Annotated in this window: 21 protein-coding genes; 8 read left to right on the forward strand and 13 right to left on the reverse strand. The window is 43.0% G+C overall.

What is annotated here, in order from left to right:
• Positions 1–108 precede the first annotated feature (108 nt).
• Positions 109–630: a glycosyltransferase family 39 protein gene (locus V7K31_RS14435; RefSeq protein ID WP_335095007.1), complete on the forward strand. Its 522-nt coding sequence runs from the start codon at positions 109–111 to the stop codon at positions 628–630.
• Between the two features lie 254 nt (positions 631–884).
• Here the strand turns inward: V7K31_RS14435 and V7K31_RS14440 are convergent, their stop codons facing one another.
• Positions 885–1,145, reverse strand: coding sequence for a hypothetical protein (locus tag V7K31_RS14440; RefSeq protein ID WP_334945020.1), 261 nt, complete (start codon positions 1,143–1,145; stop codon positions 885–887).
• 528 nt (positions 1,146–1,673) lie between these two features.
• Here V7K31_RS14440 and V7K31_RS14445 point away from each other — a divergent pair.
• On the forward strand, positions 1,674–3,743 hold the full coding sequence (locus V7K31_RS14445; RefSeq protein WP_335095008.1) for a tetratricopeptide repeat protein: 2,070 nt from the start codon (positions 1,674–1,676) through the stop codon (positions 3,741–3,743).
• 100 nt (positions 3,744–3,843) lie between these two features.
• Here V7K31_RS14445 and V7K31_RS14450 read toward each other — a convergent pair whose 3' ends face one another.
• Positions 3,844–4,599: a hypothetical protein gene (locus V7K31_RS14450; protein WP_335095009.1), complete on the reverse strand. Its 756-nt coding sequence runs from the start codon at positions 4,597–4,599 to the stop codon at positions 3,844–3,846.
• 129 nt (positions 4,600–4,728) lie between these two features.
• Complete coding sequence (locus V7K31_RS14455) at positions 4,729–6,261, reverse strand: DUF1565 domain-containing protein (protein WP_335095187.1); 1,533 nt, start codon at positions 6,259–6,261, stop codon at positions 4,729–4,731.
• Between the two features lie 348 nt (positions 6,262–6,609).
• On the opposite strand from V7K31_RS14455, the gene V7K31_RS14460 reads away from it, so the two are divergent.
• On the forward strand, positions 6,610–6,786 hold the full coding sequence (locus tag V7K31_RS14460) for a hypothetical protein (protein WP_335095010.1): 177 nt from the start codon (positions 6,610–6,612) through the stop codon (positions 6,784–6,786).
• Between the two features lie 137 nt (positions 6,787–6,923).
• On the opposite strand, the gene V7K31_RS14465 is transcribed toward V7K31_RS14460, so the two are convergent.
• The gene (locus V7K31_RS14465; protein ID WP_335095011.1) at positions 6,924–7,772 is read right to left on the reverse strand and encodes a pentapeptide repeat-containing protein; all 849 of its coding nucleotides are present in this window, start codon (positions 7,770–7,772) and stop codon (positions 6,924–6,926) included.
• Between the two features lie 115 nt (positions 7,773–7,887).
• On the opposite strand from V7K31_RS14465, the gene V7K31_RS14470 reads away from it, so the two are divergent.
• The 3 genes from V7K31_RS14470 (at position 7,888) to V7K31_RS14480 (ending at position 10,214) form a co-directional block, all read left to right on the forward strand.
• Positions 7,888–8,460, forward strand: coding sequence for a phycobiliprotein lyase (locus tag V7K31_RS14470; protein WP_335095012.1), 573 nt, complete (start codon positions 7,888–7,890; stop codon positions 8,458–8,460).
• A 146-nt stretch (positions 8,461–8,606) separates the two neighbouring features.
• Positions 8,607–9,341, forward strand: coding sequence for a 15,16-dihydrobiliverdin:ferredoxin oxidoreductase (locus tag V7K31_RS14475; protein ID WP_335095188.1), 735 nt, complete (start codon positions 8,607–8,609; stop codon positions 9,339–9,341).
• A 105-nt stretch (positions 9,342–9,446) separates the two neighbouring features.
• Entirely contained in the window at positions 9,447–10,214 is a 768-nt protein-coding gene (locus V7K31_RS14480) for a phycoerythrobilin:ferredoxin oxidoreductase (RefSeq protein WP_335095013.1), read from the forward strand.
• A gap of 537 nt (positions 10,215–10,751) precedes the next feature.
• On the opposite strand, the gene V7K31_RS14485 is transcribed toward V7K31_RS14480, so the two are convergent.
• The 5 genes from V7K31_RS14485 to V7K31_RS14505 form a co-directional block, all read right to left on the reverse strand.
• The gene (locus V7K31_RS14485) at positions 10,752–12,065 is read right to left on the reverse strand and encodes an ABC transporter ATP-binding protein (protein WP_335095014.1); all 1,314 of its coding nucleotides are present in this window, start codon (positions 12,063–12,065) and stop codon (positions 10,752–10,754) included.
• A gap of 250 nt (positions 12,066–12,315) precedes the next feature.
• Positions 12,316–12,540, reverse strand: a complete 225-nt coding sequence (locus tag V7K31_RS14490) for a hypothetical protein (protein WP_335095015.1) — start codon at positions 12,538–12,540, stop codon at positions 12,316–12,318.
• A 3-nt stretch (positions 12,541–12,543) separates the two neighbouring features.
• Positions 12,544–13,743 carry a nicotinate mononucleotide-dependent phosphoribosyltransferase CobT gene (gene cobT, locus V7K31_RS14495; RefSeq protein WP_335095016.1) on the reverse strand — a complete coding sequence of 400 codons (1,200 nt, stop codon included), beginning with the start codon at positions 13,741–13,743 and terminating at the stop codon, positions 12,544–12,546.
• Between the two features lie 223 nt (positions 13,744–13,966).
• Positions 13,967–14,707, reverse strand: a complete 741-nt coding sequence (locus V7K31_RS14500) for a DUF2232 domain-containing protein (protein ID WP_335095189.1) — start codon at positions 14,705–14,707, stop codon at positions 13,967–13,969.
• A gap of 509 nt (positions 14,708–15,216) precedes the next feature.
• Positions 15,217–15,918 carry a Crp/Fnr family transcriptional regulator gene (locus V7K31_RS14505; RefSeq protein ID WP_335095017.1) on the reverse strand — a complete coding sequence of 234 codons (702 nt, stop codon included), beginning with the start codon at positions 15,916–15,918 and terminating at the stop codon, positions 15,217–15,219.
• Positions 15,919–16,581: 663 nt separating this feature from the next.
• Between V7K31_RS14505 and V7K31_RS14510 the strand changes: the two genes are divergently transcribed.
• Both V7K31_RS14510 and V7K31_RS14515 read left to right on the forward strand, forming a co-directional pair.
• Positions 16,582–20,646 (forward strand): hypothetical protein, encoded by a 4,065-nt coding sequence (locus V7K31_RS14510; RefSeq protein WP_335095018.1) that lies wholly within the window; start codon positions 16,582–16,584, stop codon positions 20,644–20,646.
• Between the two features lie 522 nt (positions 20,647–21,168).
• Complete coding sequence (locus V7K31_RS14515; protein WP_335095019.1) at positions 21,169–21,822, forward strand: sugar transferase; 654 nt, start codon at positions 21,169–21,171, stop codon at positions 21,820–21,822.
• A gap of 38 nt (positions 21,823–21,860) precedes the next feature.
• Here V7K31_RS14515 and V7K31_RS14520 read toward each other — a convergent pair whose 3' ends face one another.
• The 4 genes from V7K31_RS14520 to V7K31_RS14535 all read right to left on the reverse strand — a co-directional run bounded on the left by V7K31_RS14520 (position 21,861) and on the right by V7K31_RS14535 (position 23,816).
• The gene (locus V7K31_RS14520) at positions 21,861–22,697 is read right to left on the reverse strand and encodes a carbohydrate ABC transporter permease (protein WP_335095020.1); all 837 of its coding nucleotides are present in this window, start codon (positions 22,695–22,697) and stop codon (positions 21,861–21,863) included.
• Positions 22,698–22,743: 46 nt separating this feature from the next.
• Entirely contained in the window at positions 22,744–23,085 is a 342-nt protein-coding gene (locus tag V7K31_RS14525; RefSeq protein ID WP_335095021.1) for a hypothetical protein, read from the reverse strand.
• A gap of 106 nt (positions 23,086–23,191) precedes the next feature.
• Positions 23,192–23,470, reverse strand: coding sequence for a hypothetical protein (locus V7K31_RS14530; RefSeq protein ID WP_335095022.1), 279 nt, complete (start codon positions 23,468–23,470; stop codon positions 23,192–23,194).
• A gap of 199 nt (positions 23,471–23,669) precedes the next feature.
• On the reverse strand, positions 23,670–23,816 hold the full coding sequence (locus V7K31_RS14535; protein ID WP_335095023.1) for a hypothetical protein: 147 nt from the start codon (positions 23,814–23,816) through the stop codon (positions 23,670–23,672).

Here is a 23,816-nt window from a genome sequence, read left to right on the forward strand (position 1 = left end):
TTCACGTCAACATAGAGACAATAATTATAATCTCTCACTCAACTGTAGGGTGACATTTTGATGCTTAGAAAGTTGCATATCTTCTACCCCAGTGCTTTGGAGATGTAGATGAAACAGTCAAAATACTATTTTGTTGTTTTTCTTATTATCATAATTAGCATCTTTCTGCGTTTCTGTTTGTTGCAAAATCAAAGTCTTTGGTTTGATCAAGGCTGGAGTCTAGCTTTATCTGATGGTACAACCTTTCAAGAAAATCTCTTCCAAATTGTAAATCGAGAAGCTGGTGACAAATCCCAACCGCTTTATTATTTAGTCTTGTTCTATTGGCGTTCGGCTTTCGGAGATAGTAAATTTGCGATTAGATCGCTCTCAGCTTTGCTGGGAGTCGGCTCAGTAATTACCATATTCTTTACTAGCCTACGTGTTTATGGAAAAACACATGCCTTATGGTCTTCCATGATTCTAGCAGTTAGTTCTTTCAGCGTGTTCTACAGCCAAGATGCCAGACCTTACGCATTATTAATATTTATAGCCTCACTTCAGATATATTTCTTTAGTTATTCAATGGCTGAAGATAAGAGTAATAAAATTATTCCACAATTGCTTTTTGGTATCTTTACTGCTATTTGATGATTTTAAAAGGTATTTATGATCCAATACAAAGATAGGAATAAGAATTAAATAACATACAATTTATGTCCCTAGTTTACCTCACTCTCAATCCCTCTCCTTATAAAGGAGAGGGAAGCTGGAGACAAGATGAAGTTTTGCATTTTATTTAATCCACGTTCGTTCCATAACAAATAGCGTTCCCAATTGGGGAACGCTATATTTTGGTAAATTCTGTTAAGATAATTTAAATTTAAAATTGCTAGTTGCTAAAATCAGGCATGGAGATTTGCTTGTTCCTGCAACCAAGGATCTACAGGTTGTCCATCTTTGCGGCGTAATTCAATTTCTACTACCATCACTTCTTTTGAACCAGGAGGTGCGGGTTTTTTATGGAAAATAATGTCATAATCTTCTGGATTGTGTTTGTGTTCTTTTAACCAATCCTGTACCTTCGTTGTGGCAAAAAATGATTGCCCTTGCTCAAACATTCGGGTAATCTGCAATTGCAGTGTATAAGGATTTAAGCGACCCATTTTCTACCGCCTTTGTTAAGTTAATTTTAGGACAAGTAATCTGCTTACCCTAGATAATCTAATGTTAGTGCGAAGTACCCACATTTGACCAAATAATTACTAATTCGTAATTCGTAATTCGTAATTAAGAGGGTACAGCGTAAGCATTAAAATCTCCGATTTGGTGGTCAACAAGACAGTGGAGAGTTCAGAGCAAGCACTGATTGCAACTACGAATTACGAATTATTTTGACACTTCGCGTAGAGATGCAAATTTCAGTTTCAACCCCCTACTAGTCTATCAAGTTTAAAGTGATGGTTAATCGAGTTTGTAGTAAGGACTTTAGTGCTTACTACAAACCCTTATGTCAAAAAGTTGACTGCACTCCTCGGCTGAAGTTCTACGTACCTAAGGGACAAGGAAACGGATTAGTTAAGGATTGTTCAGCATTTCTCACTGCCTCTATAACATTTCACTACTTAATTCTGTTATAGATTGGAGAGAGGCACGCCGCTTCAAAAACTGACCAACAGACTGAGATGGTTGTTATGAAGAGCAAAAATCAAGCTGTTTTCGCTTTAATTGTAAAAAGCACTGTTGTCTTTTTACCTTTACTTTTATCCGTTGGAATTGCCACTGGTCAATCTGCACCATCACCTTCCCCAGCACTAACCCCTACTCCGGTGTTATCGAATCAGGAACGGGAAGAATTAGCGCGACTACGAGCCGAAAAGCGAATTCAACAACAAGTCCAATCTGATTTTAATAGCGCTTTTAGCCGTACAACTATCTTACTCAATATCTGGCTAGTTATATTAAGTCTATTTCCAGTCGCAATAATTGCTTTATTTTGGCTCCTACGACGGGTGGTAATTCGTGAAATTGTTGATAAAGCAATTCAACAAATACAGGGACTGGAAAAATTGCAGAATCAGCTAACCACCGTTAAGCAAGAGGCTGAAAATGTTATTCAAGAAGCTAAAAAAATCAATTATGAATTAGAACAGCAAACGACTATTTTACGACAAAAAATTAAAGATGAACAAGAGAATATATCTATTCTTTCATCTGAAGTAGATTTAGCTAAAGCACAGGTATTAAATAGATTAGAAACTGAACTCAAAAAATCTCAAGAAAATATAGAAACTTTAGAGGCAAAATTTGCTTCTGGACTATCTAAGTTAGAGTTTGATGCTCAACAACAAAGAGATATAGCACTGGAGAATCTAGGAAAATTAACATCTGTCATGGCAGAGGAACTGTCTAATTTAAAGTTAGGTGTGCAACAACAGCAAGAACTTGCAGTTGCTAATTTAGAAGTATCAAGGTCTGAGTTCACATCTCAACTTTCTGGATGGCAGTCTGATACTCAAAAGCAAAAGGATATGGCTGTTGAAAATTTAACAAATTTGCAGTCAGAATTTGCTGATCAATTATCAGAATTACAGGTGGATGCTCAAAAACAAAAAGAGATTACATTTGACAATTTAGGAAAATTAGATAATCAACTGAAATCTCAATTATCAGAATTACAGATAGATGCTCAGGAGCAAAAAAATAAAATTGTTGAGAATTTAGCAGCATTGCAGTTAGAGTTTACTGAAAAATTATCTGAATTACAAGTAGATGCTAAAAAGTGCAAAGAGTTAATCATTGAGAATTTAGAAAAATCTGGTTCTGAGTTTACTTCCCAATTCTCAGAATTACAATGGAATGCTCAACAACAAAAGATTCTAATTTTAGAGAAGTTAGAAAGATTAGAAACAGAGTTTGTCTCGCAACTCTCTGAGTTACAATTGGATGCCCAAGAAAGAAAGGATCTCATCCTTCAAGAACTAACTGAAATTACACCTGAATCTATCCCAGAGATTGTGAATTCGGAAGTTGAGGAAGAAGTAGAGGAACAGCCACAACAACCGGAATTTACTGCTGATGAGTATGTAAAACAGGGAGATGAACTGTTTTCACAAAGGCGTTATGAAGAGGCGATCGCAGCTTACAACCAAGCGGTAAAAATCCAACCTGATGAACCTGTGGCTTGGTTAAAAGGAGGTCTAACTCTCGGAAGGTTGAAACGCTACAAAGATGCGATCGCATCCTATGACAGAGCGATTGCGATTCAACCAGATTATCATCAAGCTTGGTGCGATCGCGGCGTTGCTTTTGGGAACTTACAACAGCATCAGCAAGCTTTTGCCTCATTTGACAAAGCGACACAAATTAAGCCTGATGATGCCGTTGCTTGGTTGAATCGCGGTCTTTCCCTAGTAGCATTGGAACAATACGAAGAGGCAATGGTATCCTTAGAAAAAGCGCGGGAATTCCAACCCAATTCTCCCAAAATCTGGGATAAACGCGGTTATACTTTGGTAAGATTGGGACGCGATGATGAAGCGATCGCTAGTTTTAACAAAGCCTTAGAAATTAAGTCAGATTACGCCAGTGCCTATTACAACAAAGCAGCCTGTTACGCACTGCAAAGACAAGTTGAACTGTCTCTGCTAACTCTACAACAAGCTATTGAACTTAATCCCAGGTACAAAGAAGATGCAGCATCTGATCTAGATTTTGATGAGATTGCCGATGATCAGCGCTTTAAGCAGTTAGTTGCAGAGTAAAAGGCATTGGGCATTGGGCATTGGGCATTGGGCATTGGGCATTGGGCATTGGGCATTGGTTATTCCACTCCTGCTTCCCCTGCTCCGCTTCCCCGACTCCCTACTCCCCACTCCGCACAATTGAATTCTGCTCACCAGACATCGCCTTGAGTTTAGATGTAAAAGACTCAGAGCGATCGCTTTTTTCTGGAGTAAATTGCCCGATTGGGGCATGAATAGCAGCAGGTGGAAGCAGCTTTGCCCGTTTATGATGCAATGGTGATGGAGAGGGCGGTGAACTTTCTTGTGAAGTTTGCCTTTGGCTGACAGCAGATAGCTGAAGGGTTGCCGAAGAGGCAAATTTCCCAGAAAGCGGAGACTTCAAGACGGTTTTCTGATCTCTATCTTCCTGCTTTTCCTCTTCTTCACTCAAAGATGTCTTTGGTTCGGAACTTTTCAGTTGTAGAGTTGCAGTATTGCTGTGTTGATAGGCATTGCCAATCTTAGCTGGTGGTAATTGAGGACTCGTCACTTTCTCTACAGTCAGGTTTTTCTGGGCTGGCGGTAGGGCTGGTGCAGCCAATGAGCTTAACCTTTGGGGAAATTTGCTACAAATCATCCGTTCAAATTCCATGTTGAAATGATATGTAGCCTGATCCCGGCGCTGCCAAAATATTAAGATTTGCTGCACGGAAACCGCTTTATAACGACCTTGATATAGCGCCTCAATCACTGCCAGGTGTAACCAATTAAGGGGATATTGTGTTTGCCAACGCTCAACTAGCTCATTGGCACTATACCCAGTGAGATCAAAACTATAGTTAATTAATAAGGCGATCGCTAAATTGGCAGAAGTGTCTGGAAGTGTTGTTAACATGGGGCTATTAGCTCTAGGCAATAGGTCTAAAATTTGTCACCCATCGCATATTAGCCTAGCGTGCTTTTAACTACATGGTTTTTTTTCACGAGTTATTAAGCCGACAGGCAGTGTTCCCTATTTTACTTATCAACTTCTGGAATGCAACCCTACATAGACTGATTTAATCGCAGGTGTTCGCCCAATGGCGACTAATGCCTGATAAACCATCGCTGCAACTTCGGCGCGTGTTGCCGAATCTAAAGGTGCAAGTACTGTCGGATCAGGATAGTTGACAACGATTCCCCCTTGTGTAGCAGTGGCAACGGCGATCCGGGCATAGTCGGGAATTGTATGACGATCGCTATATACTTCTAAAATATCGCTATCAGCAGCTGGTAGTCCGAGTCCGCTTACTAGGGAGACAATCACCTGTAGTCGCTGGACATTTTGATCGGGGCGGAAAGTGCGATCGCTAAATCCGCCAACAAAGCCGCCGCTAGCAGCGATTTTGATCGCATTATCAGCCCAAAAATCTTTGGGTACGTCTGTAAAATCAGGTGCTGGGACTTTGGGAAATGGGTTAAAAGCGATCGCCACCAAAGCCGCGTACTGGGCGCGAGTCATGGGTTTATCTGGCTGATAGCTACCATCGGCAAAACCCTGAGTTAAATCCATGCTCACTAATGCCTGAATAAATGGTTGCGCCCAATGTCCATCTAATTGAAGAGACGCGGGGAGTTTTTGAGATCGGGATTTTGTCGGCACGTTAGAGAAACTGGTGCTAATTGCGACTCGATTAGTTGGGTTCAATTCCAGTAAGCCCTTGACTAGAGAAGGATTTAATTGATTACCTACAGAAACCAGCTTTTGTGTAGTGGCATTGTGTAAATCAAATTCATTATTATCACGAAAAATATTATTACCGGGATATTGGGTATTACCTAAATCGGGGACTGCATTGCCATTGACTAATAGACCACCTTGGGTATTTTTGGCAATCAGATTTTGACGTAGTACAGGGTGGGCGTTGCGAGAAAGTGCGATCGCTGTGCGATTTTCTGATAATTTATTATTGGCGATCGCTGGAGCGGCAAAGTCACTAATTGCTATGCCTAACAGGTTTCTTTGAAATACATTCCGTAGTACTTTTCCCTGGCTATGACGTGCCATCACTAACCCACTAACACTATTTTGCACAAATATGTTATCTAAAATCGCGGGTTTGGCAGTACCAGTGGTAAACACACCTTCTCGTCCACAGTCGCTGAAAGTATTGTTAGCTAAAGTAGGTGCAGCCGATTCAATCCAGATACCAGTTCCTTTGGCTGAGGGATTAGTGACAGTTACACCTAAAAGACTGGCATTATCTAGCAAGAGCAGCGTGATATTTTGTAAACCAAAACTGCGACTTTGATACTCGCCACTCCCGGAAATTACAATCCCTGCACCTTTTTTTGCTTCGTTACCCACCACTGTCGCCCCTTCAGGGATGACCAGTGGGAACACCTCACCACTAGCGGCGCTGTAAGTCCCCAATTCCAGATGAATTATCCTGGTGATTTTGGTTACTTTTAAGGCACGGGTGAGGCTTTTAAACGGACTCAACCGTGAACCAGTATTGGTATCATTCCCTGTCATAGGGTTGACATAGAGTGTGACAACGAGCGTAGAGTTCACCATTGATAATTGAGAGTCAATAGTTTTAATTATGACAATCATTTGCTCCCCTCTCCCAAAAATTGGCTACTGCGACTTAGACAAAAAGTAGTAATAAAAAAACCTCAAATGTATATACAGAGAAACTTTGACATCGACTTGCCTAGTTTCTTGATATATCTGGGTTTCAAGGATTTTTTAGCCTTTAGTGTATTTTCCTTGCTGTATATGGGTTTGGGGCTTGTTTCTACCTCAAAAATGTTTAAGTCCCGCTAATTACCCGGACATGATATTAATCTGCCAAAATCTGCAATAAAAGATCAACTTTTTGGAGATGAGGAGGCATTTGTAACTGATATACCAACTGGTCAAATGACTTGGCGATTACCAGGTTCCTCAGAGTCTGCCTTACATTTGCGGCATAATGCTTCGGAACCTTGGCGATCGTATAAAGAATTTCCACAATATGTTCTACCTGATCCGCCCGGTTTTTCCGAAGGATACGCTACATTTTTAGCGCTCCTGAAAAAGAACTGGCAGCCTTTATGAAGAGTGCTGAGTATAAAAGTGCTGTTAGCGGATAACTATGGTTTAGCCCGTGCTGAGTGCCTATAAATTACTTTTTAACTCCTAACTCCTGTACAGGCGCGATTAATCGCGTCTCTCCTCACTCAGCACTATATTGGTCAAGCACTCAAACTTTCGCGGGTTGTTGTGCGGGTGTAAGCGTTCCAAACGTCGAGTTCTGAATGTGGACGGCTGGAAAGCATGGCTAGGGTTGCTTCTGTGAGTCCTTGAGCAAGAGTAAAATCTGCTCCAGCGATACTTTGAAGATGCTCTATCTCTGCATCACTGAGGTCAGTTGCTCGCAGGTCTGTACCCCGCAAATCGGCTCCAGTTAATCGAGCATTCCGCAAGCAAGCCCCTGTCAAATAAGCTTTTGTCAGGTCAGCGCCACTTAAAGCCGCACCTTGCAAATTGGCTCCTGTCAAGTCAGCCCCACTCAGGTAGGCTCCACGCAGATTAGTGCCTTGTAAATCTGCGTTTCGTAAAGAAGCTGTATTCAGAAAAGCACCATTGAGATTAGCACCCGGACCCACCGCTCCCGAAGCTTTGTAGTTATATTCTTGAGGCCATTTTGTCTGTGAATCATAACGCGCGACTTGGAGTTTAGCTCCCTCCAAATTTGCGTCACTGAGATTTGCTTGTTCGAGGTTAGCACGGTTTAAATAGGCTCCCTGCAAATTAGCCCCACTCAAATCGGCTCCTCGCAGATTAGCACCTCGCAAATCAGCCCCACTCAAATCGGCATTACTCAAGACTACCTCACTGAGGTCGGCTCTTAATAGCTTGGCTTTACTCAAGTTAGCTTGCTGTAAATCGACTTCCCTGAGATTGAATTGGTACAAATCTACCCAATCCAGAGGGATTCCTGTTTTGAGGGCTGTTAAGATTTCTGGAGTTGGACTAGGGCGTTCGGCAAAGCCGTTACCGTAGGCATCGCTAGTAATAAGTTGAATTTCACTATTTATCATCAGCTGATTAAAATATAACTTTTGGAGTTATTCTACACTTTAGCTAAATCGGGACTTGATCTGATCACTCAGTATTCAATAACGCCAAAATTAGATAAAAGAGGTTTCAAAATAGATGCATCTAATACCGCCCTTGACAATGATCGACTTCTTCCGTAAAAGTGAGGGGACATGGTTTACCGAACGCTCCGTTCATCATTTTGACTCGGCGGCGGATGAGTCGGGAGAGTCAAATTTGATTATTCAAGTCATGGAAAAGGATGATCCGAAAGTCCAGGAAGTTTGTACAGATCAAGGGATAGACCCTAATAAAGCAACAAGCGGTGCTAGCTTTGCATGGCAGGCTAATTTAGACAACAGACTACCGAATACTGATAATGCTGCCATTTTGGTTGATGTTCCCGACGAAACGAGGCGTTCTGGAAAACTTATCCGCAACCAGGGCTATGTTGAGAGCATTCCCGTTGTGAGCCGATATCGGTTTGCTGATGATGGAGTGCTGACGATTGATACTGACTATGACAATAATCAAGGTCAGGAACGTTGTTGGTTTGTTACGGATAATTTTCGTGTCAGGGTCAGTACAGTGCGAATGATGAACGGAGTCAACTTGATGACTTATTGTTCTGAGCGTCGTTGTGTTTCCCAAGAACTACTAGAGGAAATGATCAGTCGGAATCGATGCTAGGCGTTAGTCGGGAGTGGGGAGTAGGGGAGAATAACTATTGCCCAATGCCCAATGCGCCATTAAGGAATGTTGCTTTGTTTCTCATAAATGAGACGCGCATGATTGCCATCACTTATTTTCATGCAAGGGTTAACAAGTCATGCTCCATGTATAAGCCTTTCCTGGAATTTTTAGAAAAAGAGCTATTTCAACGCTTTGATTTACAAAGTAGGGTCATTCCCCCTGGTTTGGAATTGAAAGTTAGCGATCGCGGCAGAAACCCAGCAACTATTCGTAGTTGGTGTTACCAATGTCAAGAGTTGCGGAAAATTCGTTATACCTACATTGATGCCGGAGAGAGTGCCCAGATTTTTAATAGCGTGGTTTATCCGAGTCATCACTACGATCTACCTCTGTTAGGGATTGATTTTTTATCTTTTGGTAAAGTCAAAAACCTGATTGTACTTGACTTTCAACCTTTATTTCAGGATGAAGATTATCAAAACAAATATATAGTTCCGCTCAAATCTCTCCGTGATAAATACCCGGATTTGGCGCAAAACTTAGAAATGAAGTTTTACGATGCTAACCAGTATTTTTCTAAATACCTATTGTTTGCCAAAACAGATTCTGAAACAGTGGCGACGCGGGTCTTTGAAGCTTTTCAGGATTATTTAAACTTGTATTGGCAAATGCTAGAAGATGCCCAAGCGCTCGAAGATCCAGAAGATATCCAACGGATTGTCAAAGTCCAAAAAGACTATGACCAATATAGTGCAGACCGCGATCCAGCATCTGGTTTGTTTAGCAGTTACTTTGGTCATGAATGGGCGGAGCGTTTTCTCCATGAATTCTTATTTGAAGATGCTGTTCCCCTAGCAGTTAGTAGCAGCAAAAGATAACCATTGGGCATTGGGCATTGGGCATTGGGCATTGGGCATTGGGCATTGGGCATTGAGCATTGGGTTGAAGTAGTATTTTTTAAGTCAGTAGGTATAGGTTGAATTTTGAATTTGGAGCGAAGCGACGTGACACTTTATCAACCATTTCTCGATTATGCGATCGCCTACATGCGATCGCGCTTGGATTTACAACCCTATCCTATCCCCACTGGGTTTGACTCCAAGAGTGCTGTTGTGGGCAAGGGAAAGAATCAGGAAGAGGTTGTCACCACCAGTTATGCTTTTCAAACGGCAAAATTGCGGCAAATTCGCGCAGCTCACGTACAGGGTGGTAATTCCCTGCAAGTGCTGAATTTTGTGATTTTCCCCCGCCTCAACTACGATTTACCATTTTTTGGGGCGGATCTGGTGACATTGCCAGGAGGACATCTAATTGCTTTGGATATGCAGCCGCTATTTCGGGATGATCCAGCATATCAAGCAAAATATACCGAACCAATTCTGCCTATTTTCCATGCCCATCAACAACATCTGTCTTGGGGAGGAGATTTTCCAGAAGAAGCACAGCCCTTTTTCTCTCCCGCTTTTCTCTGGACTCGTCCCCAAGAAACGGCTGTAGTAGAAACTCAGGTGTTTGCCGCTTTTAAAGACTATTTAAAAGCTTATCTGGATTTCGTCGACCAGGCAGAACCCATAACAGATTTCCAAAATTTAGTAGCCATTGAGCAAGCCCAACTGCGATACCTGCGATATCGGGCTGAAAAAGACCCAGCACGAGGGATGTTTAAACGCTTCTATGGTGCCGAATGGACTGAGGAGTATATCCACGGCTTTTTATTTGACCTAGAGAGAAAATTAATCGCCATTAACTAGAGACTCTACTTTCCGCTTTCTGGAATTGCACTTCACAAGAATACACTACTCCTACACCTGCATTTTCTGGTGGCAGGGTGGTTTCATACCAGCAGAGAAAAACTAAAGCTGGGTTTCAAAGCCTCTCCCCCACGGGGGGAGAGGTTTGGAGAGGGGTAAAAAGCCATGCCACAAAACGAGAAATCAAGACTTATGTCGTGACGGCAGCCAGGGCTATTTCGTTCTAAACATAAACCGCCCCGAACTTTAGTTCGGGGCTAATAGCTAAAGTCCGTTAAAACGGACTATAATCCAATACGCTTGGGTTAAGAAAAATTGTCGGTTGGGTTAAGCAAAGCGCAACCCAACAAAGCCTCGAAATGTTGGGTTTCGTTCCTCAACCCAACCTACGCAGTTTAGGGTTTTTGGCGCTAACCCAAGCGTATTGGACTATAACCTTTTTTCTAGTCGTCTTGAGACGACTTTCGCTATTAGACTCAGAATTCATTCTGAGGCGGGTTAGATGAGAATGAAATAGCCCTATGACGGGAGCGGATGTTATTGCAATATAGCTAGCTCGGTTTCCGGGTCAAAAAAGTGAATTTTCTCTGGATTTAAGGACAACCAAAGTTGCTCACCAACTTGTACAAATCGGTCTGGTGGTATTCGCACTTGTAGGTTATTGGCTGTAGTGGCTCTTTGAGATCCGGGTTCGGCAATCTTAACGGCGAGAAAGGAATCGTTGCCAAGATTCTCTACCAAATCTACTTGCACTGGGATATTTTTGGTGGCAGGCATACTCAAATTCAAATGTTCTGGGCGAATACCTAAAATTAAAGTTTTCCCATCATATTTTTGTAAGGCTTTTGCCCAAACTTCTGGGAGGGTGAAACGAAACTGGGAATAAGTAATCAACTGCGGGGCATGAAATTCTACAGGAATAAAATTCATCGGTGGTGAACCAATGAATTCTGCTACAAAAAGATTGGCAGGGCGGTTGTAAAGTTCTAGGGGAGAAGCGACTTGCTGAATTTTACCCTCGGACATAATTGCAATGCGATCGCCCATTGTCATCGCTTCTGTTTGATCGTGGGTAACGTAAATTGTCGTTGTTCCTAGTTGGCGCTGCAATTTGACAATTTGGGCGCGGGTTTCCGCCCGCAGTTTGGCATCTAAGTTAGAAAGCGGCTCATCCATTAAAAATACTTGGGGGTCACGCGCGATCGCTCGTCCCAGTGCAACCCGTTGTCTTTGTCCCCCAGATAGCTGTTTGGGTAAGCGATTCAGCAATGTTTCAATTTGTAACAGTTGAGCAACACTACGCACCTGCTCATTCACCGCCCGTTCCTTATCAGAAACATAGCGCAGTCCTTTAGGTAGCTTTCTTGTCACCCCCACAAAAAGATTTTCAGCCCACGCCCGAAGATAGGGAGTATTTTCTCCTCTGCTCCTCTGCTCCTCTGCTCCCCTGCTTCCCCTGCGGCGTAACCCAAAGGCGATATTGTCATACACCGTCATGTGGGGATAGAGGGCGTAATTTTGAAACACCATTGCGATGTCGCGTTCCTTGGGTGGTAGGTCATTGATCAAGCGATCGCCTACCCAGATATTACCGCCAGTCATCACTTCTAACCCGGCGATTAACCGCAGCAAGGTGCTTTTACCACAACCAGAAGGCCCCACCAGCACCATAAACTCGCCATCTGCGATCGTCAGATTAATCCGGCGCAAGACGTTGACACTTCCTGCACGCTCTAGCGCTGCATCAGTTTTCTCCCCAGGTGTCAGGGGAGATTGAGTTTGTGAGGTCACGCTTCCCCCTTTACGTGGGGAAAAACTTTTATAAACGTTTTCTAAAACAACTTGGGACACGATTAGTTATTGTCATTGAGCATTGGGCACTTATACTAACTTGTACTGAGTGCATCTGAAGTAGCGTTGCCGTTGGCGCAGCCTCTGGTAGAGAAGTATTGGGCATTGGTCATAAAGGGACTAATCACACTTTAGCTGGATCAGCATTCATCTCACACTCACTTTTAGAAGTGTGAGTATGAGGCTTATGCCTTTTTGAATGTGCAAAGCACGGGAAAAAGGGATGTGGAGGAAACGAACAAATATTCTGTTATAGTATTTTAACTTCAAGCAAACCCGAAAATGCTGGTTTTAAATTAAAGTGGAGTACGTCACCTTTCTTCACTTCCCCTTCCCAGACTTCGTATTCAATAACGGGCTTGCCGTTGACGCTCAGGAATGACTCAAAGGGATAGATCCTGGTTAATAGACGCGATCGCATCAGCGCTTTACCTTCCCGCAGACGTAAGCGCAGACTTACGTACCCAATTAGCACAAGCTAATGAGATGCTGTACTTAGCCGTTCAAGTTGGGCTTCAATGGCTGCCAAAAGTTGGTGTTGCTGCCAATTTTGGCTAAGATGGGCGGCTATGCAAGCTGCTCCAGCACCCATACCTTCTTTGACAAAGCCCTGCTCATAAGCTCTCAGTTGGGGATAACGAGAATCGGCAAAGCTCAGATGAGTTGCTAATAGGGGAGGGGTTCTTCCACTCTGAGTTAAGCTGCCTTTTCCTAAACTGAGAGCTAAGTCAACTGTAGCGCCAGTCGGGTCTTCTGCCACCCAGCGAGTCGTGCCTACAACTACTGCTTCTGGTTGCCATGATAGAGTGTAAGCTTGAGCGATCGCACTGATCAGCGCATAAACCGCCAGCATTTGCGTGCCACCAGCCAACATTACACCACAACTACGACTAGCTGCGATCGCCATTCCAGCTACCACCACTTGCATGGGATCACCCACGGCAGCGACGATTTTTAGAGGATCTACGGAATTTTGGATTCGAGATTGGAAGTTTTTCTCCCCCTGCTCCTTGCCCCCTGCCCCCTGCCCCCTGCTCCCCATCATCTTCTCCAGCCCAGCTTGCACTAAATCCCACTTTTGCGTGTGATTACAAACAGGGTGACTACTATTAACTTTTCCGGCAGCTTCTATACCCAAACCAGTTAAGATTGCCAGGGCAGTTGTGGTGCCTCCAACGACGCACTCACCGACAATCAGATACCCCTGTTGGATATTGGCAGCAAGGCGTTCTCCCCAAAGTAGCCCTTGTTCAAGCAAGTGGTGTACCGTTGTGATTTCCATAGCAGCACCTCCACTTAAACACTTAGCAGGAGCGCCACCCAAATCAATTATTGGCACAGCCGGAGGCTGGGGTAAACCAGCATTAAACAAATGAACTGGTATCTTTAATGATTCAAAGACAGCGCGAGAAATCAGCACTGGTGAAGCCCCAGCCGCTAATGGTGGTAGGGTATATTGGGCTTTATGTTCTGCCCCGTAAAACAAAAACTCGGCATCGGCACAAGCGGTATATTTCCGATCTTCGGGAGTGCGACCAGCTGCTGAAATCCCTGGAATTAAACCAGTTTCAGTAAATCCTAAAACACAGGCAAATACGGGTAGACAGCCACGATACCGTCGTAGCCATTCTTCCCCCTGTTCTTTTTGGGTATAAATACTAATCAAGTCATTGGTCATTGGTCATTGGGCATGGGTCATTGGTCATTGGGCATTGGTGATTAGTTAGGACAAGCTCATTATTTAACGTCAGTTCGGGTTAAGGAGGTTTATTTAACCTTGAATGGCTGAAACGACGTAAGGGCGTTGACCAATACCAGAATAATGTAACGGCGTAATGAGGGTTTGAGCTTATCCCGAACTCAGGTTATTTAACCAAGGACAAAGGACAAAGGACAAATAACTATCCTTCATAATCCATGAGGACTTGCACCCAGCGTGGTGGAGGGGGAATAGGGTTGCCCAAGCGTTCAAAAAGCAACCATGCTGCTAGGTGTACCACAAAAAGGTAGATAAAGTTGTTGAGTAGAATTAGAGCGATCGCTCCCACTTGAATTAAAAACACACTGGGACTCGCCAATAAACTCAAGCTAAAAAATACCCACTCAATGAACTCAGTTACCTGGGTAATCACATAAATCCACAGGTCTTCACCCGACAAAACAGACAGCAACCACAGCCGAAAAAAGACTCCCAAAGTACCCAACAGCGTACCCAAGGTGATAGAAACAATCCAGGGAACACGACGACGATACCACGTCGCTCCCAAAAGCACGCCCATGAACCCGTAGGGCATGACAAACAGCAAACTGCGGGCTGGACCCATCAGTACTGTCAGTAGTAACCCGGAGGTGAGTGCTGCCATCCATGCCGCACGTTTGCCCCAACGTAGATAAACTAGAGCGATCGGCACCGGAAAAAATATCCGCAAAACTGGGCCTAAGGGAAAATAGAAATTAATAAACCAAATCAAGCTAGCGGTACTGGCTAAAAACGCCGTTTCCACCATCCTCAAGGGCGCATCAGCCTTAAGTTGAGGAGGCATTAACTGCTGTTCTTTGTCTAACCAATGATTCTGGGGAGTTGGAGATTCAGTCGATGGATCTTCCTCCGGCTCATCTGGTAGAGAATCTAAAATACTCATATCTAAATAATTTATCGAAAACTTGGGTATAAAACCCCGTGCTTCTAGCACGGCTTTTAGTAGAATGAAAGTTGTGGAAGGGTAATCAACCACTTAAAAAATCCGATTGCTACTTAAAACGTAGACGCTGTACCTTGACAACTGAACGGCAGTTGCTCAACTTGGGGAAACCCCAAGACCGCACTGCCTCATCTATGGGGTTCTACTTCGTAGTTCTAGTACCAACCTGGAAGTAGGTAAAAGATTCACAGGTGCTAGACGACCAGTATTTAACAAAAAACAAATTTTGCCGTTAAGCAACTACGGTAGGGCATACCGAAAGTTAACGCTTGGGAGCCAGTGCGTTGGGCGGCTCTGCCGACTTGAAGCAACTGGCGTGGAGAGAACCACCTATGAGTTAGATAACGCAAGGAATCTAATTTAAGTGGACTCGTCGAACCAAGAATCCCCGTCTCAATAGAAAAGGGGAGTGTCAATAACTGATTCGCCGTAAGTCCCCACTTGGTACTTCAGACTATCATTCTTTCCAATGCTGACAAATCGGGAATACAAAGACTGTCTTGATCCCGTCTAATCAAGCCTTTTTTTTCTAGCCTTGTCAACACTCGTGTCACCGTTTCCCGCGCCAGTCCGCTCAAACTGCTCAATTCCCGATGAGGTAAATTGGGGATTTCGGTTCCTGTCTGCCCTTTTTTTCCCTGTCCTTCTGCCAAAAATAGCAACGTATCTGCCACCCTTGACTGACTATCAGATTCCCGCAACCGCAACCGGCGATTTACTTGCCGCAAACGTCGTGCCATTAGTTGCGCCAATCGAACTCCCGCCAAGGGTTCTATCTGAAGTAACTTGACAAAATCCTGAGCAGGCATACTGCCAATTACCGTCGCGGCCAAGGTAATCACATCTGTGGATCGAGGTACTTCATCTAATGCGGCCATTTCACCAAACAATTCCCCTTTACCAAGAATATTCAGCGTTACCTCTTTTCCTTCCAGATTGTAGGTGCGAATTTTTACCCATCCGTCCAGAATAAAATACACAGAACCGCCCCAGTCATTTTCCAGCAGAATCACCTGATTCGCTGGGTGAGTGCGGGTGACAAGATGCATCAGGGCTGATTCCACAGCAGTTTCTGGCAACCCTTGAAAAAAGGGAGCCGAGGTGATCATCCAGGGATTAGCCTGTGCTTGCAACCTATATCGGTCTTCCATTACGACATTTTATTTAAGCTGCTATATATACACAACAAACAAGAGCGCCATTTTTAGCCTCAACTATTAAAGGACAGCTCCCTTTCAAAGATAAAACTAAACTATGCTACATACAAAAAACGACAAGAACGTTTTTCTGAATAATCTTTACCTATAAGTTTAAACGGGGTAAAAGTTTTGCAAAAAGTAGTTTATAGCCGGCGGTTGTATTGCTTAAGGGCTAGCTGCACTGAAAACTTGATTAGTTCAGAATATAGGCAAACAACATTAATGATACTAAAGTGAGTAAATTATTGCTCAGGTATTTTAGCGATTTTCAAAAATAGGCAACCAATGATCTGCAAAACTAAGTACTGCATTTCCGAAATTCGGAGCTTTTTTAAACGCAGAGGGACGCTGAGGGAAGCGCAGAGGGGCGCTGAGAATTCCCTACGAACTGATGAAATTCTGTACTCAGCTTCTCAAACAAATGCTGACTGAAGATTGCCACGACTCCAAGTAATCCATAACATAATGACAGTCACAAGTCCAAGTAGCGGCTTTTGCGACTCAAAACTTCTCCGATGGTCGAGGCTGCGCCTAGCTTGCTTCCCCATAGGGGTATGGTGATTGTAAAGTAATTGTCATATTAGTTGACATACATTTATAGGTAAGGTAATAAAAGTGACTTCCAGTGCAGATGAAATTCAAAAGCTGATCGCAGACATTGACAACTTACTTGGCAACGGTGGCAAGCGCCTGTCTAAATTTCTGTCTGGTCAGGCGCAAGAGCCTAAAGAAGTTTTAGAACGAATTCGTGACTTCTTGGTGAGGTTACAAGAAAAAGAAGCATTAGAGAGGGGCATCCCAAATCAGTCTTCTCAAGAATCGCGATCGCCCTTGGCGTTGGCGGAGCCATCGCCTTTATTAACAAAATTAGTTGATCAAGGTTATAACCAGTATCCACTACCGCAGCCCGAACCCAATCAGGAACAGAGTGCTGTTGAAGCAGGAAAATTAAAAAGTGAATTTTCAAGATTGATTCAGCCATTGCGATCGGAATTAGAAGGATTATTGCAAGAGCGGGGCACTCTCATACAGGAAATTCGCCAGCTAGAGCAAAGGCGATTGCAAAACTACTCCTTAGCACAGCAGTTGACAAACCAGGATCAGATGATTACTGAGTTTTTACAAGTACTGATGAGTCGTCTTCTGCCAACTTTAACGCCACTGGTAGGACAGAATTTGGCAAATTCCCCCACTTCATCAGGAGTAACCAATCACACCAACTCAGAACCAACAATTTCTGCAACTCAACCTTTTTTGGAATCACCAGACGGTGGGGAGCGGTTAACCCAGTTGGACAGGGAGTTGGATCAACGTCTATTATCACTAGATGGGACGGTGAATGTAGTCTTTGAGGCACTACAGCGCAACATTAATACTTATTACGAATCCCTGTCGCAAGCACTGGCAAGAATGCATAGCAAGGGGATGCAAGGCGAACAGCTGATGGCCAGCTTTCTCAACAATTTGACCCAGAATTTGCAGCAACAATCCCCTAGTTCTCAGTCATCTTTTCTGGGGGGAGAATCTGAGACACCTCCATCATTGGCTGATCCCGCCGCGATCGCTGCTGAAGTTACGCCCCAAACGTTGGAGTTTATCCAGCCAGAAACTTCATCTTCACTCACAATTAATTCTGAGCCACAGGAGACTACCCTCACAGAAGATTTAGATGCAGCGCTGTTGCAGCTTGGTTTACACTCGTCTCAATCTTCTGAAAGCTCGACCGAATTACCGCAAGATATTTCTGCGTTAATTGGTGATGAAGTAGACCAACTTTACGCCAGTTTGTTTGGTACTGATGATGTTAATAATTCAAGCCTCGATGTTGACTTATCTGCTTTTACAGCCTCTCCATTACCGTTAAATATCGCTGAGGAAGCACCTGTCTCTCCAACAGTGGATATGGATCTTTCAACCCAAGAAACTTTAGTAGAAACCACAGATTCATTATCCGAGCCACAGGAAGAACTATTTTTTGAAGAGGATACTGACCTAGACTCGCCTTTTAGCAACTCTTTGCTACAAACAGAAAGTTTGCTCGTGGAACTCGGCACTCAGCCAGCTAGTGTTGATACAATTAATACCCTAACTGATCTATTGGCTGATCCAGCTAGTGAGCAGCAACTGGTGGAAGTATTATTCTCTGTGGATAATGCCACAACTACAGCCCCAGTTACTCCAGAAGTAGCAGAAATTGCGTTGGCAAAGCCTACTGTTGGCGTAGCGGACGTACCAGAAGGTATCGCCACATCGGAAGTATTAATTAACGATGATCAGCCAGAACCGTCTTCAGATAACTACATTACTGCTTCACCCCAGGAAAACTTGCTTTCTGTTGAGTCAAACCAGTCTCCAGCCGTACCTGATATTTCTTTAGATGCAGAACAGTTGCAGCAATTAGATCGGGATTTGGCTAATTTTGATCGGCAGCTAAATTCTGAGTTGCAGCCAGAGACTAACTTGAATATTTACCCAGAAGTGATTGGTAACACTCAAGACACGATCGCCACAACTTCCCCTGAGGCACAAACAGAAAATCTCCAAATAGCAGAAAATACCTCAACTGCGGCTTTCTCCAGTTTGGCAGTTCCCCTGGTAGAAACTGAAAAAAAGGAAATCACAACTCCTGTTGAAGAAAGTTCTTTACCTGCAATTTCCAACTCCATAAATAATCCAGAAGTTTCGCTCAATGTTCTAGAATCAGTCTGGTATTTAGGAATTGATTTAGGTACAACAGGAATTTCCGCCGCATTATTAAATCGCTCGACTTTAGTTGTACATCCTATCTACTGGTCAGCAGAAAATCCACCGGGAACAAGTTCCTTCCAGCAATCGTTTCGTTTACCAACAGAGGTTTATCTGCCTACAGCTTCTATACCCCAAGGTGAAAACGAAAGTATGGAAGCACATGAGCAGACAGCACCTGCGGCTGTTGCCCAAGATAAAGTGCCTGACCACTTGGCTACCACCCCTGCAACACCGATATCAACAGCAGAACCGACGACAAATAATCTCTACTCGGCGCAGTTGAAGCCCTATTTACAAGTAGCCATTCCCTACAAGAGTGATCGGGAAAAATGGGAACCTGTTTTGCAATTAAATGAATTTTCGGCAGGCCCTTTGATTTGGGTTGTGCGATCGCTCTCTAAACTACTATTAACCCTCAAATCCGATCGTACTAGTACTACCCCTAGTTTAATGGCTGCTGCTGTTGGGATCAGCGAAGAAAATTTTCCGCAGATTATCAATAATATTGCTGGTGTAATTTGTACCTGTCCATCTACCTGGTCGGAACAATACCGCTTTAACGTGCGGGAAGCTTTACTCACTAGCAAACTGATTCAACATCCCCAGCAAGTCTTTTTTGTGGAAGAAGCGATCGCTAGTCTACTCCCGGAACTGGATGGTGCTAACGGTGAGCAAGTAAAGTTAAGTGATAGTCAAGGTTCTCATCCGGCAAAAACCAGCGAACATCCCATTGTTGGCAACACCTTGGTGATTAACATTGGGACAACTGCCACAGAAATGTTGCTGGTCGATATCCCAGAAACCCTGCTGGAATTGACATACAATGATTTCATGCTCCATAGTTTTGCCTATGCTGGCAAGGGAATTGAACAAGATATAATCTGTCAGCTACTTTTGCCACCTAAATCTCGGCAATCACGCCCAGAAACACCAAGCGATGCCTGGGTTGGGCTACACCTACGCAAAAACATTACCACTAATCCTTGGCAATGGCAACCCTCAATTCCCGGTTTAGACCAAATGCGTTGGCAGAGTTTAGGGTTGGAAGAATTAGAATTACCCAAAGTCGGAGAACCAGATATCATCGCTCGGATTCGCCTCCAGCAGCGTCTAGAAAGTTCTCTGCTAGGACAGGCGGTATTAGATGCGGCACTAGCTCTAAAGCTGATTTTGCAACACCAAGACTCTTTTACCCTGGAATTGGCCGATCAGCAGTGGATTTTGCAGCGACGAGACTTAGAAAGTCAGGTATTTATCCCCTTTGTGCGTCGCCTGAACCGAGAACTCAATAAATTATTGGTAGCTCGTGGCATCCCTACGGAAGCAATTAATCAAGCTATCCTGACTGGTGGGGTGGCTTGTATCAGCACGGTGAACCGATGGCTACGGCAAAAACTCCCCAACGCTAAGATTATTCAAGATTTATATCTCGGCGAAAACGGCGCTCCTAATTGCAGTCGGGTTGCCTATGGTTTGGCGATGCTGCCTCTAAATCCCCAGATATTAGATATACCGAGGCAACAGTACACTGATTATTTCCTATTTACAGAATTGCTGCGGCTGCTACCAGATCGACCCTTATCTTTCGGTGAAGTTATCCACTTATTTGAGGGTCGTGGGATCAATACTCGCACTTGTCAGCAACGCCTGCTAGCTTTTTTGTCAGGCGAACTACCTTCGGGTTTGATACCTTCAGTCACAGACTCAACCTGGCTTACCCAGAGTTCGCAAGAAAATCCCGACTATCAGGCGATCGCCACGGCATCACTTTTTGAAAAACAAGGGAGTCTCACTTATCGTCCCAATTCCCAACAACTGTTGTCTTTGCGCCGCTATTTAGATGCGATCAGGGCTAGTAATCAGCAATCACTGGAGGAACCATATACAGTGAATTTCGTTTTAGAGGTTCATCAAGGTACAACGAATTCGTGACATTACCCCGCGCCTTTTGGTACGGGGCTTCCAAGAATTACTTTAAGGTTTTCCTAGTTGCTCCCAAAAGGGTTTTCGACTTTGACCTAGACCGAGATATCTCAGTACAAGAGCAAACCGTCTGCATAGGCGTTTTGGATTCCGATGTGTCCCGCCGTACTAATTAGTTCTAACTATTTTAGCGTATTTAGTGGCAGGTACGACGCTAGTAAATATATAGCCGTGCTTCTAGCACGGGGTTTTAAACCCAATTCTCTGATAATTGTAATTTTTTGGCTGTGTACGAATAACACTTCTCTTTTTTATCTTATGGAAAAATAATGCTGAAAACACTGTAGATTTATAATCTACCATCTTTATTGAAAGATTCTGTAAACTTTGGATTTTAGGTTTTTATATTGTTTGAATTTTGTGTATGTTAACACTCGGTAGGAATGACAAAAACAGTAAAAATCACCTAAAAATTATGTTCATGTCTACACTACTGATACAAAAAGTCCTGTTGTAGATAACTTAGCCCTTGTGAATAATCTTTATCTTTATTCAGTTAATTGTTCGCAACAGCCTTCACATCCGTCAACTTTAAGCGCCAGAAAACGATTAATTGACATTGTTGGAGCTATTGTGGGGCTGATTATTACATTTATAGTAGCAATTCCGGTAGTAATTGCTACCTTTATACATGATCCAAGTACAATACTTTATTCCCAAATTCGCTGTGGTTTGAACGGAAAAACTTTCCGCATATGGAAATTCCGTTCGATGATCGTCGATGCCGATAAATTCAAGCATTTGGTTGAAAACCAAGCCAAAGGTCACATCTTTAAGTCTGTTGACGATCCTCGCATTACTCCTGTGGGTAAATTTTTGCGGCGTACTAGCTTGGACGAATTACCCCAATTTTGGAATGTTTTGTTAGGAGACATGAGTTTAGTTGGTACTCGTCCACCTACTCTTGATGAAGTTAGCCATTACGATCTACACCACTGGGATAGATTGCGAGTCAAACCAGGTATTACTGGAGAATGGCAGGCTAATGGGCGCTCCAGCATTACAGACTTTGAAACTATTGTCAAGATGGATATAGATTATCAACGCAAGTGGTCTGTAACTTATGACCTGAGTCTGATTGCTAAAACTATCTGGGTAGTATTGAAAAAGACTGGTGCTTATTGAATTGGGGCATTGGGCATTGGGCATTGGGAGAGAGATTTTTAACCCTTGACGCCGCTACCAGTTTCTGTGGGTACAATGTAACGTTGTAAAAATAAAAATAGTAATAATACTGGGGCGATCGCAATCACTGAACCAGCAGCTACTAACCGCCAGTCAAGGGAAAATGTCCCTGCTAGCTTTGCGACTCCCAAGGGAAGAGTGTATAAATTTTCGTCTTGGATGACAATTAAAGGCCACAAAAAGTCACTCCAAGCACCAATGAATACAAAAATAGCTAAAGTTACCAGTGCTGGGCGAACTGCTGGTAACATAATATGCCACCACAAACCTAACTCCGAACTGCCATCCATTCGGGCGGCTTCTTCTATCTCTTTGGGGACACTCATGAAAGCTTGGCGCAGCAGAAAAATACCAAAGGCAGAAGCTAAACTCGGAAAAATCATTCCTAAATAACTATTTGTCAAACCCAACTTAACTGTCAAAATATACAGGGGAATCATCACGATTTGGAAGGGAATCATAATCGTAGAGACGATCGCTACAAAAATCCAGTCTCGCCCCACAAAGGACAATCTTGCCAACGGGTACGCAGCTAAAGCGCAAAACAGCAGATTTAAGCCCACAGTCAGCACTGACACTAAAGTACTGTTATACAGGTATTGTCCAAAAGGTAGAGAGTTCCACACACTAGAGAAGTTATTTAGTGTTGGTGACGCAGGCAACAACTGTGGCGGCGACTGAAAAATATTTTCCGTAGGCGATTTTAAGGATGTGCTAATTAGCCACAGTAAAGGAAAGAGCATCACCAGTGCGATCGCTCCCAATAGCGCATATATTAGCAGAATTTGCGATCGTGATTTTTTCCAATTCAGCATTTTATTTTGCAAATTTTATTTTGTAATTCAACAGGAATGTAAACACTCACGCTGCTTGCTGTTTATTTTGAAAAATATTTAATGTATATCTAGCTCTAGTTTTAATAATATTTAATTGGTCAATTTGCGCTAATAATCTGTCTAAAGTTTCAGTTTCTTCATTTGACAAATTATTTTCAGAATTTTTAATTAGCAATTCCTGTAATTGGATCTGAGTTTTGGGAAATAAAGAGCTTTCCGCTAAAGTTTGCAACTCATCTAGATTTAAACCAATCAATAATTCAGAATCTACAGACAAGTTGGTTAACTGTTGGTAAGTTTCTAAATCTAACAGTACTCCAACTTTTTCTCCCTGTGCGTTAGTGATATAGTGAACTGAGTCAGACATGGCTTTACTTGAGAATTTGATTAATTTTATCGTAACCTATCATCAAAAATCTGGTTAAAGCAATTCACCTAATTATGTTATAGAATTTATTCACATATGAGTATAATTAAGTTTCTTCACTTTCCGAACTCCCTAATTCTTCAAGTACATCAAAGAAGTCGTTCATTATTTTTGCATCGATTTCTTTGACATCACTCCATGTTTGACTATTGTGAATGATATCTTGTGCCTTATAATAAGAAATACTCAAAGCATTTTTTAAAATTTCAATTGATTTAGCTTTTGAATAATTACTCAATCTCAAGAACTTAATAACAGATTCTTGATCTGCGGATTCAATCAACATATTATTCAGTTTTTCAGTTAGTTCACTATCTTCATTCATAGTTTGTCTCCAATTGACAAAAGGCATTGTGTTGTACAAATTAAATATTTATTAAAGATCCAGCACTTTAGATTTCCTCGTTCCCAGTCTCCGACTGGCAATGCCTATATGAGGCTCCGCCTCAAGACTTGCGGCAGAGCCGCAATTGAAGTACATTTCCAGCCAGAGGCTGTAAACGAGATTTTAAAAGGGTTTGCACTTAAGTTGACACCAATGAACACTGTTGTGCCCTGACAATAATCTGTACCTCACGCTTGTTGCAATCTGCTGTAATAACAGATTCTTGGTCTGCGGATTCAGTCAACATATTATTCAGTTTTTCAGTTAGTTCATTGTCTTCATTCAT

The sequence above is a fragment of the Nostoc sp. genome (genome assembly GCF_036917675.1).
Taxonomy (GTDB): Bacteria; Cyanobacteriota; Cyanobacteriia; order Cyanobacteriales; family Nostocaceae; genus Nostoc.

Coding starts and splice junctions, on each gene's coding strand:
- V7K31_RS14465 (WP_335095011.1), bottom strand. CDS start 7,772: ATGATAAATAGTGAAATTCAACTTATTACTAGCGATGCCTACGGTAAC.
- V7K31_RS14535 (WP_335095023.1), bottom strand. CDS start 23,816: ATGAATGAAGACAATGAACTAACTGAAAAACTGAATAATATGTTGACT.
- V7K31_RS14445 (WP_335095008.1), top strand. CDS start 1,674: ATGAAGAGCAAAAATCAAGCTGTTTTCGCTTTAATTGTAAAAAGCACT.
- V7K31_RS14470 (WP_335095012.1), top strand. CDS start 7,888: ATGCATCTAATACCGCCCTTGACAATGATCGACTTCTTCCGTAAAAGT.
- V7K31_RS14520 (WP_335095020.1), bottom strand. CDS start 22,697: ATGCTGAATTGGAAAAAATCACGATCGCAAATTCTGCTAATATATGCG.
- V7K31_RS14530 (WP_335095022.1), bottom strand. CDS start 23,470: ATGAATGAAGATAGTGAACTAACTGAAAAACTGAATAATATGTTGATT.
- V7K31_RS14455 (WP_335095187.1), bottom strand. CDS start 6,261: ATGGTGAACTCTACGCTCGTTGTCACACTCTATGTCAACCCTATGACA.
- V7K31_RS14460 (WP_335095010.1), top strand. CDS start 6,610: ATGACTTGGCGATTACCAGGTTCCTCAGAGTCTGCCTTACATTTGCGG.
- V7K31_RS14475 (WP_335095188.1), top strand. CDS start 8,607: ATGTATAAGCCTTTCCTGGAATTTTTAGAAAAAGAGCTATTTCAACGC.
- V7K31_RS14440 (WP_334945020.1), bottom strand. CDS start 1,145: ATGGGTCGCTTAAATCCTTATACACTGCAATTGCAGATTACCCGAATG.
- V7K31_RS14505 (WP_335095017.1), bottom strand. CDS start 15,918: ATGGAAGACCGATATAGGTTGCAAGCACAGGCTAATCCCTGGATGATC.
- V7K31_RS14435 (WP_335095007.1), top strand. CDS start 109: ATGAAACAGTCAAAATACTATTTTGTTGTTTTTCTTATTATCATAATT.
- V7K31_RS14500 (WP_335095189.1), bottom strand. CDS start 14,707: ATGAGTATTTTAGATTCTCTACCAGATGAGCCGGAGGAAGATCCATCG.
- cobT (WP_335095016.1), bottom strand. CDS start 13,743: ATGACCAATGACTTGATTAGTATTTATACCCAAAAAGAACAGGGGGAA.
- V7K31_RS14450 (WP_335095009.1), bottom strand. CDS start 4,599: ATGTTAACAACACTTCCAGACACTTCTGCCAATTTAGCGATCGCCTTA.
- V7K31_RS14525 (WP_335095021.1), bottom strand. CDS start 23,085: ATGTCTGACTCAGTTCACTATATCACTAACGCACAGGGAGAAAAAGTT.